This is a genomic window from Desulfonatronovibrio magnus, assembly GCF_000934755.1.
In the GTDB taxonomy this organism is placed as follows: domain Bacteria; phylum Desulfobacterota; class Desulfovibrionia; order Desulfovibrionales; family Desulfonatronovibrionaceae; genus Desulfonatronovibrio; species Desulfonatronovibrio magnus.
This window is the reverse complement of the sequence record NZ_KN882175.1, coordinates 765,800-780,255: the sequence shown is the minus strand read 5'-3', so window position 1 is coordinate 780,255 and position 14,456 is coordinate 765,800. Positions and strand designations below refer to the sequence as shown.

General features: G+C 44.2%; 12 protein-coding genes and 1 pseudogene. 7 read left to right on the top strand and 6 right to left on the bottom strand.

The window, feature by feature from the left end:
* Positions 1 to 320: 320 nt before the first annotated feature.
* Positions 321 to 1,673 (top strand): sigma-54-dependent transcriptional regulator, encoded by a 1,353-nt coding sequence (locus LZ23_RS15295; RefSeq protein ID WP_045215372.1) that lies wholly within the window; start codon positions 321 to 323, stop codon positions 1,671 to 1,673.
* A gap of 4 nt (positions 1,674 to 1,677) precedes the next feature.
* On the top strand, positions 1,678 to 3,711 hold the full coding sequence (locus LZ23_RS15290) for a TonB-dependent receptor plug domain-containing protein (RefSeq protein ID WP_045215371.1): 2,034 nt from the start codon (positions 1,678 to 1,680) through the stop codon (positions 3,709 to 3,711).
* On the opposite strand, the gene LZ23_RS15285 is transcribed toward LZ23_RS15290, so the two are convergent.
* The 6 genes from LZ23_RS15285 to LZ23_RS15260 all read right to left on the bottom strand — a co-directional run bounded on the left by LZ23_RS15285 (position 3,708) and on the right by LZ23_RS15260 (position 8,370).
* Positions 3,708 to 3,896 (bottom strand): hypothetical protein, encoded by a 189-nt coding sequence (locus LZ23_RS15285; RefSeq protein ID WP_045215369.1) that lies wholly within the window; start codon positions 3,894 to 3,896, stop codon positions 3,708 to 3,710. The genes LZ23_RS15290 and LZ23_RS15285 overlap by 4 nt on opposite strands.
* Positions 3,897 to 4,164: 268 nt before the next feature.
* Positions 4,165 to 4,785 (bottom strand): outer membrane lipoprotein periplasmic chaperone LolA, encoded by a 621-nt coding sequence (gene lolA, locus LZ23_RS15280; protein ID WP_045215367.1) that lies wholly within the window; start codon positions 4,783 to 4,785, stop codon positions 4,165 to 4,167.
* A 688-nt stretch (positions 4,786 to 5,473) separates the two neighbouring features.
* Positions 5,474 to 6,220, bottom strand: coding sequence for a pseudouridine synthase (locus LZ23_RS15275; RefSeq protein ID WP_045215366.1), 747 nt, complete (start codon positions 6,218 to 6,220; stop codon positions 5,474 to 5,476).
* 50 nt (positions 6,221 to 6,270) lie between these two features.
* Complete coding sequence (locus tag LZ23_RS15270) at positions 6,271 to 7,065, bottom strand: J domain-containing protein (RefSeq protein ID WP_045215365.1); 795 nt, start codon at positions 7,063 to 7,065, stop codon at positions 6,271 to 6,273.
* Positions 7,066 to 7,256: 191 nt separating this feature from the next.
* Positions 7,257 to 7,805: a YkgJ family cysteine cluster protein gene (locus LZ23_RS15265; RefSeq protein WP_232300508.1), complete on the bottom strand. Its 549-nt coding sequence runs from the start codon at positions 7,803 to 7,805 to the stop codon at positions 7,257 to 7,259.
* Positions 7,806 to 7,920: 115 nt separating this feature from the next.
* Complete coding sequence (locus LZ23_RS15260) at positions 7,921 to 8,370, bottom strand: CoA-binding protein (RefSeq protein ID WP_157493250.1); 450 nt, start codon at positions 8,368 to 8,370, stop codon at positions 7,921 to 7,923.
* 733 nt (positions 8,371 to 9,103) lie between these two features.
* Here LZ23_RS15260 and mqnC point away from each other — a divergent pair.
* From mqnC to LZ23_RS15240, 5 genes and pseudogenes are all read left to right on the top strand, one after another.
* Entirely contained in the window at positions 9,104 to 10,129 is a 1,026-nt protein-coding gene (mqnC, locus tag LZ23_RS15255) for a cyclic dehypoxanthinyl futalosine synthase (RefSeq protein WP_045215364.1), read from the top strand.
* A gap of 65 nt (positions 10,130 to 10,194) precedes the next feature.
* Positions 10,195 to 10,440 carry a type II toxin-antitoxin system CcdA family antitoxin gene (locus LZ23_RS15250; protein WP_052507424.1) on the top strand — a complete coding sequence of 82 codons (246 nt, stop codon included), beginning with the start codon at positions 10,195 to 10,197 and terminating at the stop codon, positions 10,438 to 10,440.
* Positions 10,440 to 10,740 (top strand): annotated as a pseudogene (locus tag LZ23_RS25685) (CcdB family protein). Before LZ23_RS15250 ends, LZ23_RS25685 begins: the two are co-directional and overlap by 1 nt.
* 100 nt (positions 10,741 to 10,840) lie before the next feature.
* Complete coding sequence (locus LZ23_RS15245; RefSeq protein WP_045215363.1) at positions 10,841 to 12,058, top strand: M24 family metallopeptidase; 1,218 nt, start codon at positions 10,841 to 10,843, stop codon at positions 12,056 to 12,058.
* Positions 12,059 to 12,343: 285 nt separating this feature from the next.
* A complete protein-coding gene (locus LZ23_RS15240) occupies positions 12,344 to 14,125 on the top strand; it encodes a tetratricopeptide repeat protein (RefSeq protein WP_045215362.1) in 1,782 nt (593 codons plus the stop codon).
* Positions 14,126 to 14,456 lie beyond the last annotated feature (331 nt).

Genomic DNA, 14,456 nt, shown 5'->3' with positions numbered 1-14,456 from the left:
TGAAGGTTGAAGGTTGAAGGTTGAAGGTTGAAAGGTGAGGAGTGAAGAGTGAAGGGTGAAGGCTGAAGGGCGGAGAGTCAGGTAGTTGGGCATTATTGCTCTTGTCAGGGTTAAAATAATCGTAATAGTTTAGCCATTTGCATGTTGCACGGGGACTGGGGTGCCTGTCCCCTGCTTTCCTAAAAAAAGGGCTAAACTGTTAAAAATAATCTTGTTTTTTGATACAGGATTGATTCGGTAAGTTACTAATGGCAATAAATAAAGAAAATCAGCTTGAAATGTTTACAGCAAATCTTTTGATTATCCAGTTTTGAATAAAAATGGCAAAAATACTTATAGTAGATGATGAACAGCGAATGAGACATCTTTTGTCCATAATCCTTAAGAAAAAGGGTTATGAGGTGGAAGAGGCTGAAGATGGCATGCAGGCCATGGATATGCTGAGCAGCAGGCCTTTTGACCTGGTGATTACGGATGTCAAAATGCCCAGGATGGATGGGCATGCACTGTTGCGGCAGATAAAAAAGACTGGACTCAACTATCCTGTGGTTTTTATTTCCGCTTTTGGAACTGTTGAGTCCGCAGTTGAGGCCATGCGCGATGGAGTAATGGACTTCATTACCAAGCCTTTTGAGCAGGAACGTGTAGTGCTCACTGTAGAACGTATATTAGGCATGTCCCGTATTATAGAAGAAAATCGTGAACTCAAAAAAGCACTTAATAAGTTTGCTGCGCCAGATGAGATAATACATAAATCCGAAGCCATGCAGAGAACGCTGGACATGGCAGCGCATGTCGCCAATGAAGAATCCACTGTTCTTATCAGGGGAGAATCAGGCACTGGCAAGGAACTGCTGGCCAAGTACATTCACCAGGCAGGCCCAAGAGCGGCCGGGCCTTTTGTTCCTGTCAATTGTGCGGCCATTCCTCAGGGCTTGATCGAGTCTGAGCTGTTTGGTCATGAAAAAGGCTCGTTTACCAGTGCTTCCAGCAAGAATGTTGGTAAATTTGAATTCTCATCAGGTGGTACCCTGTTTCTGGATGAAATTGGAGATATGCCCATTGAGGCCCAGGCCAAACTGTTGAGGGTTCTGCAGGAGAAAAAAATTCAAAGGGTAGGCGGGAGAAAGGAAATTGACGTTGACTCGCGCATTGTTTGCGCCACCAATCAGAGTCTTGAAGAGCTTGTTACTGAAGGAAGATTCAGGTCTGATCTTTTTTACCGTATTAATGTTTTCCCCATAGAATTGCCGCCATTGCGGGAGAGAGGGCAGGATGTTCCGATTCTGACCCGGCATTTTACACAGAAGTTTGGAGGAGGCCAGAAAATTAATGTTACATCCGGAGCCATGAGTCTGTTGTCCAAATATTCATGGCCTGGAAATGTCCGGGAACTGGCCAATGTATTGGAAAGAGCCTGTATTCTGGCCAGAAAAGACGGGATTATTGATGAAGGTATGCTTTCTTTTCTGAAGATAGCGCCTGTCAACAAAAACGAGTTTGATTTTCGTCTGCCCCCCCAGGGAATTGATCTGGAAGAGCTGGAGCTGGATATGGTAGAACAGGCCATGGAAGCAACCAATGAAAACCAGAGCGCTGCAGCCAGACTGCTGGGCCTGACCAGGGCAAAGTTTCGTGTTTTACTCAAGCAGTATAATGAGAAAAGAGGTTGATTAGTTGAAAAAATCAATATCTTTCACCATGCTCGTGTTTTTTTTAAGCCTGCCGTTTGCTGCTGCGGCTGAGGTTTATCCTGATGATGGGACCATGCTTATGTTTGTGGGTGAGGATATTGAGCTATTGTCCATTGCTTCAAGAAGAGAGGAGACTCCAGCCCGGGCCCCGGCCGTGGCCAATGTGGTACGGCGCGAGGAGTTTATGCAGAGGGGGCAATCCACGGTCAGCAGTATACTGCAGTCCATGCCAGGTTTTCATATGGCTGGAAAGGAATGGGGTCACAGACCGTATTTAAGGGGCATGCCTGACTCTGTCATGTTTTTGTACGATACTGTTCCCATAGGGTCTGAGCTTTCAAAATATTTGCATCCAATTGACCAGGAACTGTCCCTTGCTGCTGTTAAACAACTGGAGATAGTCCGTGGCCCTTCTTCGGTTTTGTGGGGGCCTGATGCTTTTGCCGGAGTGGTAAATATTACTCCGCTAAGCGGCAAGGATTTTCAGGGTGCTGAAACAGGCATTACCTATGGAGAACCAGGAAGGCAAAGAGGAGCCTACCTTAACCTGGGCCAGGACTATGGCTTGTGGGATGGTTTTATTTCTCTGAGTTTCAGACAGGGTGAGGAAGACAGCACAAGGGCCAATCTCATTAACTTTTTTGATAATGACGGTTCAAGACCTGTTCCTCCGGAAAGGCGCATGGGTTCCAGAAAGGCAGGTGAAGCTCATTATTTGGATGCTTATGCCAGGTTGAATCTTGGCAAGAATTTCAGCCTTTCAGGAAGGCTTACTGACAGCTTTCATCCATATATCATAAGTAATCATAGAGATGATCTGCGCTGGCGGGAGACAACCCGTATTGGATCAGGATACATTAAGATGGATGCTGACCATGATATCAGCCTTGAAACAAAGATTCGGTTATCCGGATATTTCAGCAGGATGACACCGGAAAATGAAATTATTGACAAAACTGTCAAGCAGCGAGAGGACACTTATTATGCTGAACTTCTAATGGACAGGTCCATGTTTGATGCCAGGGGGCTTTTGACTGCAGGCACCTCATTCAAACATAAAAAAATTGACGATGCTCCCATATGGGACAGTTATATTCCCGGCTATCTTGGGCCGGATAACAAAAGTTTTCTTCCAGGTCTGACCACAAGCAATTTTTCTAATCGTTCATGGTCTCCATTTGTACAGTACAGCCATAAACTCGGTGACTTTGATTTTATGCTGGGGCTAAGGCACGACTTTCATGAAGAATATAAGGATAATCTAAGCTACAGCTCAGCTCTTCTCTGGACGCCTCTTTCCCGTTGGGCTTTCAAGCTGCTCTATGGAACTGCATATCGTACCCCTTTTGCCAGACAGCTTCTTGATGACGAGAAACCAGATATGGAGAAGTCTGAAAATATTTCTCTGCAGGCAGCCTGGAATCTCAGACAGAACCTCTCCTTTACCGGAACACTTTTCTATAACCGGCTGTCCAATCATATTATGGAAGATCCGTATGCCGGATTATCACAATCCAACAGACAGGATATTTATGGGTTAGAACTGGAGGCAAACTACAATCCCTGGGACATCCTGGATCTTAGAGCCGGGCTCACTTTACTGCAGAATAAAGGACCAGACGAAAAATACAGATATCTCGAGTACTCATACCGCAGACCAGACGGGACAATTGTGCATGTCTACAAGAACCTGAGGCATCCCTTTGACCCGGGCCCCAAAGTAATGCTGGATCTCATGGGCACATGGAGCCTTACGGACAGGCTGAGCCTTTTTACTCATTTGGAGTATTATTCATCACGAAAGCTGATTTATGCCTGGGCAGAAGATCATGAAAAGGCTTCCGATGTATGGATGCTCAATGTCGGAGGAACATACAGGGATTTTTTGACCCAGGGTCTGGATGTCTCGCTTAAAGTGCGCAACTTAATGGACAACAGATTCCACACCCCGGGAACTTACAGTATGATGAAAGATAAAGGGATTTCCGGCGAGTTGACTTTGAGGTATGTATTTTAGCCGTCAGCTTCGCCAAAACTTCTGACTATGGCCTGTTCCCGCCTTAAAGGGCAGAATGAAGGTTTTGCGCGGCCCTGATCAGGAATATCCCTTTTACCCGGGGTTGATACATTACACTGCATTTCATTGCTTTCCAAAGTATTGCAAAAAGGACAGTCAGCACATTTTTTAACTACAAAGATCATTTATATACTCCTTTAACAAATACACGACATGTTGGTTTGAAATTTCCATTTAGCTGGTCGCCTGCAACCTCAAGAAAAATATCTTAACCGCCCGTTCGAAGACTCACTCAAGACGCAAAGGACGCAAATGAAAAGACAGCCTTTTTGAAAACCGATGCCCGGTTTTCAAAAAAAAATCTTCTTTATTATCTTTAACTTTGAGTCCTTCGCGCCTTTGCGGTTCAAATTTTTTTTTATGACAGGGTTTCAAGAGTAAGTTACTAAAAGCCTACATCACCTTTAGATCTTCTGGAGGGTCAAACTCAAAAAGCTCTTCATCAAGTTCAGGGTTCAGGTTGATATCTTTAAGTTTTAACTCATTTCCATTACCGAAAAAATCCACCAATAAAAGCCTGTTCATAAGCCCGTCATCATCAGCCCAGATATATGCCAGAACCAGGTCGGGTTCAGGATTTCTGGGGACAAGCTTAATCTTGTGCAAGCCATCTTCCATGCCCTGATCTTCCACCCTGAAATCTTCCTTTAACCTGGCCTTGCCTGAAATAAATCGTAGCATGGTCCTTGAGGAGAGTATGTCTGAAGCATCATATTGATATAAAGCCTGGTCTTCGGGAAAGTAATTCCAGACTACCTCCTGGTTCATAATGAGCAGTTCAGGTTCAGGACTGTCAGCTTCCCAGCGAACAGATAATGGCTTCTGGAAAGAAATGCGTCCCATTCTTTCTTCCTGCTCCCTTGTTGAGGCATTGGTAAGTATCTGGATATAACCGGCCTCAAATGATTCAATGCTTTCGTATTTCTGCTGCACCAGCTCAGCCATCTCTGATGCGTGACCACCAAAAGGTATTAAGGTAAAAACCAGTAAAAAAAGAAAAGTTATGTATTTCATATATATCTCCGTAAGTGGTTATCTTGACGCTCCGCACCCTGGCGGCCAGGGGCCGAACCTGTGGGTAACTTTAAAGAGGCTGTCACTTTTCTGGAAATTGGGACAGTCCCCGCGAGGTACTATAAAAAAGATTGATTCTGCATTGGTTCCAGGAAATATTTGCTTAAATGAAAAAATTTACACAGCGAGGGACAGTCCCTGTGCCAAGCGCAAAGCTCCCATCTTTGACTGAACTCTCGTTCCCAGGCTCCAGCCTGGGAACGTTTTGCTCTTGCGGCTCCAGCCGCTTCTTCAAAATGTGGCTGGAGCCACAAAAAAAGAGGTGTAATAGCCTTAGCACGTTAGGGATTGCCGCGCTCGCCCCAGTTGAATGGCTGCGCCTACACTGCGTGTATTCAACGGGATAAAAAGACTCGCTCGCAATGACACCTGAGCTGTCAGGGATGTAGTTGCTGAAAACCTGTCACCCACGAGGGAGCCTAAGCGACCGAAGCAATCTGTATGGTAAAGCCATAATGCTCTGAACTTATTGCCAATATGTTTGTAGATACTTGCAAGATATTTTTGAAAACCGGGCACCGGTTTTCAAAAAGGCTGTTTTTTCCTTTGCGCCCTTTGTGTCTTGAGTGAGTCTTAGAACGGGCGGTTAAAATATCTTTTTTGGTTGCGGGAAAAATCCGCCTTAGTATTATAAACCAACGCTTTCTTTTAATCCAAGGATCTCTTTGGGGGTTAATGACCGCGTCTTGCCTGGTTGTAATTCACCAATGTGCAAGGGCCCCTGGCTTATTCTAACCAGCCTCAGGATGGTCAGCCCAAAATCCTGACAAATTTTTCTGATCTGCCGGTTGACTCCCTGAGTAAGGATCATTTCCAAAGTAAATCCGTTATTTCTGGTATCGATAATGCGTGCTCTGATGGGTGCAAGCTTTTGACCGTCTTTAAGGGTCATTCCCATTTTTAAAATATTCAGCATGGAGGAACTGGGTTTTTCTCTGACCAGAACATGGTATGTTTTAGGCTGCTTCCAGGATGGATGTGTCAAACGATGCGTTAGTTCTCCATCATTGGTCATCAAAAGAAGACCTTCTGAGAAATAGTCCAGTCTGCCGACTGGAAAAAGGCGCTTCTTGTTAAAATCATCAGGCAGTAGATCAAAGACTGTTTTGCGATTTTCAGGGTCAGCCATGGTGGTTACTACCTGAACAGGCTTGTTGAGCATGACATAGGTGAACGAGTTGTGTTGTGGGGCATGGTTAATCTGCTGGCCGTTAACTGTTATTTTATCTTTTACAGTATCGACCATAACACCCATCTCTGATATGACCATATCATTGACTGTCACTTTCCCCTGACGTATGAGCTCATCTGCCTTGCGTCTGGAGCAGACACCGGCTCTTGCTATGGCCTTGTTAATACGCATCAAATCATTCATCGTAATCACTCATAAAAGCATCTGTGAATCCTGCCACAGTTATGCTCAATTTATTTACTCAAAAGCCTCAAATAAAGATCCCCTTTCCAGGGGCCTATTTTACGGCCCATTCCTCGCAAGCGTACGGGCCTTCCAACTACATAATCACCAGGCAGGGTAACATTGACTGTCTGGGCAGGCCCGGACCACTTTCTCTGCACAGTTATGCGAACGGTTGCTCCGGGCCGGAGCTTTACAGGATTCATGTAAACAGTCTGTTCATCATCAAGCTGGGATGAAAACCAGCGCCTGATTCCAGAAAAAAGGCCTTTGGAAAGATCGAGATCAAAGTTATATTTCCCCCACTCAAATTTTAGGCGACGCTTTTTTATGACGGGTACACCTGGATACTTTACACCGTCTTTTTTAATTTTTTGAAAGATATCTTCAAATACCTGTCGGGCAAAGGGGTCATTGAGAATGTCTTTTAAAACTTCTTCCTGTCGATAAAAGAATTTTTTTCTTCTTGCATCAGGATCAAAGTCTTCACCATACTTTTTTTTCTCTCGCCTGGCTCTTCCTGCCTGTTCATGATAAGTGCGCGAAGCTTTGGCCCTGCTCTGTCCTGGTTTTGCTCCGGCCTTTTCTCGTGCAGTTGCTTCAGCCCGGGGCTGCTTGTCCCCCAGATAATCTCTTAGGGTAACATAGGCAGTATTTATGCGGTGGAATTTATATCCTGCTTCCGGGTCATCCTGATTAAGATCGGGATGACTCTTGAAAGCAAGGTCTCTGTATGCCTTTTTGATTGAGTTCAGATCCGCATCAGGTCCAACGCCTAATATCTGATAGCATTGCTGGATGTTCATTGGGGGAGGTTTGAGTTTTAAGTTTTAAAATTTAAGTTTAAAGCGCTTTAAAATTTCCAAATAACTCACATTTCATGTTTAATCAATCCGCATACTGACGTGCGATCTATGATCTCTGCCCTCTGACGTCTGACCTCTGACTTCAGCCTTCTTCCTTCAGCCTTCTTCCTTCAGCCTTCTTCCTTCTTCCTTCAGCCTTCAGCCTTCTTCCTTCTTCCTTCAGCCTTCTTCCTTCTTCCTTCAGCCTTCAGCCTTCTTCCTTCTTCCTTCAGCCTTCTTCCCTCTGCCCCCTGCCCCCTGACCCCAGAAATATTAAGGGCATTGGCCGGGGTGTTTGTCATCTCTGATGTGAGGCTGTGTTCTTCCAAATAGCTGATTCCCTGACGGACAAATTCATTAAAAGAAATATCAGGATTGATCCCGGAACAATATTCTCTGGCCATGTCAAAGCTGGATTCATCCATAAGGTTTCCCCGGAAAAAGGGCCAGGCCCTGCACGTCCGCGGTTTGACCGGATGAACCCTGCAGCCTTGATCAGGAATAAAAAACAGGCATGTTCCCTGCCTGCTGGTCTGGACAAAAAATTTATCTTTAGATTTTCGGATGTATTGATCCTGAAATTCTGAAAGACAAATATTAAGGAAATCAGCCATGGCCATTTGTTCTTCAATGGTAGCCACTATTCCTCCATTGCCCTGACAGCATTGGCCGCACATTTTACAGTTAAAGGCTTTTTCCAAAGTTATGCTCCAGTGTGGATTATTAGCTTGCCCATAAAACTCAGTTAGACCCTTAAATATTTTGTCAAAACAATTAACAGAAAACTTTTTCCTGGCAGGGGGGCACAAAAAAGCACTAAACAGGATGCTGCTCAAGTTGCCCGGTATCTTGAAAAAGCCTTTGATGTTCGATCTTGATACATCTGTCCTGGATAACCTGGATGGACCTGGGCTTGAGAATTTCAGCAGCTTCATTACATGTAATTCCAAGTTGCATCCAGAAACATAATGGTGTGTAGTTCAGCTGCAGCACTTCTTTGGCATGGGCCGGGCAGAAATCCGGAGCCCTGAACAGGTTAATGATATCCACTGGAAATGGAATGTCCAGGATTGTTTTCCAGGTTTCCAGACCCCAGACATTCTGTCTTTTGGGGTGAACAGGGATTACTCTGTACCCGGCCTTTATAAGATAAAGCCCCACATCATTGACTGGCTGGCCGGGCTTGTCCTTGGCACCGATTACAGCTATGGTCTTTGCCTGAGTTAAAATATTTTTCAGGTCTTGATTCCTGATTATTTCCATCATAGTTTGATCTCTTGAAAGGGGTATAAATGTTTCATAGGTAAATCGTATAACTTTTTCTAAGTAACCTGACCGTATAATAAATAAATTCAGAATATTATGGTTTTACCATAAAGATTGCTTCGGTCGTTTAGGCTCCCTCACGGGTGACAGATTTTGAGCAACTACATACCTGACAGTTCAGGTGTCATTGCGAGCGAGTCTTCGAGCGCGGCAATCTCTAACGTGTTAAGGCTGATTTTTTAGTTACTCACAAGTTCGGTCCCAGTCCGCCCGGGTGAGGAGCTTACAAGTAACTACAATCGTTTTGTCAATAAAATCAGATGTTTACAGTTTTCACATTTTGACGTTTTTTGCTCATGATTGATGCACATTTGCCTGAAAAGTTCCGTCAAAGATGGGAACTTTGCGCCTGGCACAGCTTCCTGCCCGGAGGCTTACAGCCCGGAGGGGGACTGTCCCTCGCTGTGTAGATTTTTTCATCAAAGCAGATTTCTTCCAGGTGTCAATGCAGCATCAGTCTTTTTTGTAGTACCTCGCGGGGACTGTCCCAATTTCCAAATATGGGACTGTTCTTCAATGTGGAGGCGGCTTCCAGCCGCCTAGTCTTTAATAGCCTGCAGGATGCAGGCTCCACTTATAAAGGAAGTTACTCACAGGCTCAGTCCCGGCCCCCCGGTGAGATGCTTAAATCTTAAAACTTAACACTTAACACTTAAAACTTAAAACTAAAAAAATGCAAAGACTAACCATAGAACAGGCTGAAAAGCTTTGGCAAGAAGATAATTTGTTTACTTTGGGGCAGATGGCCCATGAAACCCGGTTGAAAATGCACCCTGACAATAGGGTCACATACATTGTAGATCGAAATATCAACTATACCAATGTGTGTGTATCTGCCTGTAAGTTTTGTGCCTTTTTCAAGCCTCCAGGTCATGAAGATGGGTATGTGCTCAGTTTTGCAGAGTTGAGCAGAAAAATTTCTGAAACCCTGGAACTTGGCGGCGGGCAAATTCTTCTTCAAGGCGGCATGAATCCTGACCTTGACCTGATATATTACCAGAAGATGCTGGAGTTTATCAAGGACCGTTTTCCTCAGATTGCGGTGCATGGTTTTTCACCTCCTGAAATTTATCATCTCAGCCGTGAATCCGGACTAAGCGTCAAAGAGGTTGTTGCCAGGCTTAAGAAAAGCGGTTTGGATTCCATTCCCGGCGGGGGCGCTGAAATTCTTGTAGATCGGGTCAGAACAGAGTTGTCTCCAAGAAAGTGCATGACAGCCCAATGGTTAGAGGTTATGAAAGAGGCTCATCTTCAGGGGTTAAAAACTACAGCCACCATGATGTTCGGCCATGTGGAAACTATTGCCGAGCGCCTGAGTCACCTTGATAAGCTGCGCTCGCTGCAGGACCAGACAGGGGGCTTTACAGCTTTTATCCCATGGACTTTCCAGCCGGGCAATACACTTATAGAAGTACAAGAGTCTTCATCTGCCGAATATCTGAAATTTCTGGCCTTGTGTCGGCTGTTTCTTGATAATATACCAAACATTCAGGCTTCCTGGGTTACTCAGGGTGCGAAAATCGGGCAGATGGCCCTTCTCTCGGGGGCTAATGATTTTGGCTCTACCATGATTGAGGAAAATGTGGTGGCTGCTGCAGGAGTGTGCTTTAAGATGCCTGAAAATGAATTGCGAAGTCTGATAAGAGGGGCTGGGTTTGAACCCAGAAAAAGGCGCATGGATTATACACTGGTGGAATAGGGTTATTCATTTTTCTGCTGCATCCTATTTACTGGATTTAATATTGACTTATCAGGAGGTTGACGATGTCTCTGGAAAGATTTCCACTTATGGAACAAAGGACGATTAGTGTTTCAGTAAACGAGAGTTTAATGTCTGAGGCTGAAAGACTTGACATTGACGTGTCAAAAGTTTTTGAAAATGGTTTGAGTAAAGCCCTGATGCAAAGACGTGATGAATTGTGGCTGGAAGAAAACATGGCAGCACTGGTCAGCTCAAATTCTTTTGTTGAGAAAGCAGGTCTGCCCTTGGAAAAATACAGGGTGTTTTAGTGTCTCGCTTTGATGTCTACCCAAATACAGGCGGTTATGGGAGCCTTCTCGATGTCCAGGCTGACTTGCTCAGCCATCTTAATACTCGGGTAGTTGTGCCGTTACTGCCTGTGGATATGGGGGCCAAAACCAGCACAACATTTAAATCCATGCTTTTACATGAATGGAGATGAGCTTGTTATGGCTACTCAATTTATGGCTGCAGTCCCTGTGAGTATTCTTGGCAAAGCAATTGGCAATCTGGAGTCAAGACGCATAGAAATTGTTACTGCTATTGACTTTCTTATGCAGGGCTATTGATTGCCTTGTACGGTAACACTTTTGCACTGAACCCGATAGTCCCGTGACAGGCACTTTGAGGTTTGTAAGTTGAAAATATAACGTTTTTTTGGAGACTTTTATGTTTGAATCAATGGAAAAACTTCCTGTCCAGGAAATGCTCTGGCGGCTGGACAGGTTCAGGTCAAATATTCTTGAGGCCGGGCTGGATTGTAAAGCAGTCATGATTTTTTCCAAGCTAAATATTTATTATTTTACCGGTTCTCTCGGCAATGGTCTGCTCTGGATACCTATGGATGATGAGCCGGTATTTATGTGCCGCAAGGCAGAGGAACGCTTCAGACTGGAATCTCCCCTGGAAAGGGTAGCTGGATTCAGGTCTTACAAGGATATTCCTGGAGCAATTGGGGAATTCGGACTCAAGGTACCGGATGTTATTGGGGCGGAAAAAACAGGCATCAACTGGGCCCTTGCTGAGAGCCTGCAAAAAAGGATAAGTAATGTGACTTTTAAGGCCATTGATCATCCCATAGTCAGAACCAGGATGGTTAAATCCCGGTGGGAAGCAGATAAAATGATTATCTGCGGCAAACGTCACCACGAGGCTCTTTATCACCTGCTTCCAGAGCTCATTCATCCAGGAATGACCGAACACGAAATCAGTATTAAAATTTGGGAATGCTTCTTTTCTCTTGGACATCAGGGCATGATGCGCATGCAGAATTTTGGAGAAGAAGTTTTTCTGGGACATGTGGCAGCTGGAGACAGCGCCAATTATCCCAGCGTATTCAACGGACCTGTGGGACTGCGCGGAGAGCATCCGGCCATCACCCAGATGGGTTATGCAGGCAAGGTCTGGCAGGATAACGAACCATTGACCCTTGATTGCGGCTTTGCCTTAGAAGGTTATCAGACAGACAAAACCCAGGTTTACTTTCCTGCAGGCTGGAAGGTTCCAGATCAAGTTCAAAAGGCCCATGACATGTGCATTGATATCCAGGCCAGGGTTGCGGAAGAATTAAGGCCCGGTGCCAAACCCGAAGATCTTTATGAAATCGCCTTGAAAATGGCTGAAAAAGGCGGATTTTCTGAAGGTTTTATGGGGCTTGGTGGAAACAAAGTTCCTTTTCTGGGGCATGGCATTGGCCTGGCAGTGGATGAATACCCACCTCTTGCCAGAGGATTTGATGACCCCCTGCAGGAGAATATGTTTCTGGCCTTAGAGCCCAAAATCGGCATTGAGGGCCTGGGTATGGTTGGGGTAGAGAATACTTTTATGGTAACTGAAAAGGAGGGAGTGTGTGTCACTGGTGACGAGTTTAGTGCAATTCGAGTTTAGATTTTTTGTAATAGTTTATCCCTTTTTAAGGAAAGCAGGGGACAGGCACTCTGGGCCCCACTTGAGGATCAACCGATGATTTAAACGTCTCACTTTTGAGACAAGTGGGTCCCAGAAGAGCCAGTCCCCGTGCCACATGCAAATGGCTAAACTATTACGATTTTTTTTATAAGAATGTTCATGGCTGAATATGACCATTGATGGCTGCCTCTGACCATGTGCTCCTAACGTATCATCCACTTATGACCAACGTTTCATATTATGTTTTCGATATGATGAGATATCATGAATAAAAAAAACTTTTTACTTAAATATGGAAACTCAGTTAGCATTTTTTTTCTGATCATGTCAGGGATTGCAGTGTATTCTAACTCTTTTAGTGTTCCATTTGTCCTGGATGATATCAGATCTATCGTAGAAAATTCTTTTATCAAGTCTTTTGAAGGCTTTGCGAGTTTAGAAGTATTTGAAAGGAACCGTCCCCTTGTAGACTTGACCTTTGCCCTGAACTATCATTTCGGAGAGCTAAGGGTGTTTGGGTATCACCTGGTTAACCTTTTGATCCACATAATAAATGGCATCATGGTTTACTTCTTAATTTTGCTCATCCACTCTCGCATATCCTCTAAATATCAAATTGTTGATGGCTACCGGGATGATTTATGGTTAGTTAGATATGTAGCCCTGTTCACAGCCTTAATATTCGTTGTTCATCCTCTGCAGACACAGGCAGTTACTTATATTGTGCAGCGCTATACTTCCATGGCCGCATTATTTTATATCTTGTCCGTGCTGTTGTACATCCTGGGCCGTAACAGGCAGGTGTCAGGAAGTAACGACAGTTTATCTTATGTTTTCATATCGTTTAGTTTTTTATCCGGTTTAATGGCTTTTTTCAGCAAACAAAATGCCGCCAGCCTTCCTGCGGTGATATTATTGATTGAGTTTCTTCTTTACAAAAACAAATGGTCAGAATGGAAAAAAAAGCTGTATTGGATTCTGCCTGCAATAGCTGGATTTGTGCTTATTGTGCTGTTTAATATTGGTTTTTTTTCCGGGCAAGGTGACTTTTCTCGTCTTCTGGAAGACGTATCTTCCCTAATGCGTGAGACCACGGAGATATCAAGGTGGGAATACCTCGTCACTCAGTTTGTTGTTGTTTCAAAATATCTGATTATGTATATGTTTCCTGTGGGCCAGAACATTGACCATATGCATCCAGTTCTTTCAGGTTTCTGGAGCGGGTGGGCACCCCTTGGTTCCTTGTTGTTGCTTGCGTTGCTGATTGCAGGTTTTTGCTTTTTGAAGAAGCAGGCTGTAGTAAGTTTTGCCATTTTCTGGTTTTTCATTACTTTGTCAGTTGAATCAAGTGTGCTGCCCATTTCAGATACTATGTTTGAACATAGACTTTATCTGCCCATGATCGGACCAGCTCTGGCTACTGCCTTGATTGCCAGCCAGTGGCTTATAAAGTATCCAAGGATTGTTCTTAGTCTCAGCTTGTGCTACATTATTATTCTTGGGATTTTTACATTTGAACGGAACAAGGTCTGGCAAAGCCAGGTGACTATATGGGAGGACTCAATAAAGAAGAACCCTGAAAACTTCAGGGCTCATACCAGCCTTGCGCTTGCCTTTGAGGACCAGGGGGAAAAGGGAAAAGCTCTGAAGCATTATAATAGAGCTTTATCCATCCAGCCAGACTACGGTTTTGCGCACTTGAATCTGGGTGCTCTTCTCGGAGAAATGGGAAGAATTGAAGAGGCTGAAAAACATTTCAGAAGTGCTCTCAAGGAGATTCCCAATAATGCGTCTTTACTTAACAATCTTGGGGTCAATATTGCCATTCAGGGTAATTTGAGCAAGGCAGAAAAGTATTTTCGTCGCTCCCTGAGAATTGATGATCAGCATATTGGTGCCAGGTTTAATCTGGCCATAACACTACTTAACATGAACAAGAGCAACCAGGCCATGGAAGAGCTTGAATATATTTTGAAAATTGATCCTGCCAACGCTGATGCACTTGAGATGCTGGAGATGGCAAGGCGTTTTTCTGCAGGTCAGTAACAGCCTGAATTTTATTTCTCTTTCAGTAATATTGTTTAACTTAATTTTTTTTCCTGCTGTCGATAAAGCCCTGGTGCATCGCTTCTCTACTGTTTTAGCCTTCTCAATTGATCTTAATCCAACTTAAAGCTGTTTTTGAGTTTGATGATGAGTACCTGCAGGGTCAAAAGCAAATCCCTTGTGCTCCTTGTTTGCAGCCTTGGAAATTGCTGGTTTAATTATCATAAATTCATCTTGTTCCTGATAAACTGGGCTTAACTAAGACCTCTGTTTAGTTTGTTTCCATCCGGAAAGTCTTTCTTTCCGGATGTTAAAGCTATTGGTTTTCATT

Bases quoted from the DNA above. Each gene is read 5' to 3' on its own strand.
- LZ23_RS15285 (WP_045215369.1), bottom strand. From the start codon at position 3,896: ATGATCTTTGTAGTTAAAAAATGTGCTGACTGTCCTTTTTGCAATACT.
- mqnC (WP_045215364.1), top strand. From the start codon at position 9,104: ATGCAAAGACTAACCATAGAACAGGCTGAAAAGCTTTGGCAAGAAGAT.
- lolA (WP_045215367.1), bottom strand. From the start codon at position 4,785: ATGAAATACATAACTTTTCTTTTTTTACTGGTTTTTACCTTAATACCT.
- LZ23_RS15275 (WP_045215366.1), bottom strand. From the start codon at position 6,220: ATGAATGATTTGATGCGTATTAACAAGGCCATAGCAAGAGCCGGTGTC.
- LZ23_RS15250 (WP_052507424.1), top strand. From the start codon at position 10,195: ATGTCTCTGGAAAGATTTCCACTTATGGAACAAAGGACGATTAGTGTT.
- LZ23_RS15260 (WP_157493250.1), bottom strand. From the start codon at position 8,370: ATGATGGAAATAATCAGGAATCAAGACCTGAAAAATATTTTAACTCAG.
- LZ23_RS15295 (WP_045215372.1), top strand. From the start codon at position 321: ATGGCAAAAATACTTATAGTAGATGATGAACAGCGAATGAGACATCTT.
- LZ23_RS15240 (WP_045215362.1), top strand. From the start codon at position 12,344: ATGAATAAAAAAAACTTTTTACTTAAATATGGAAACTCAGTTAGCATT.
- LZ23_RS15245 (WP_045215363.1), top strand. From the start codon at position 10,841: ATGTTTGAATCAATGGAAAAACTTCCTGTCCAGGAAATGCTCTGGCGG.
- LZ23_RS15270 (WP_045215365.1), bottom strand. From the start codon at position 7,065: ATGAACATCCAGCAATGCTATCAGATATTAGGCGTTGGACCTGATGCG.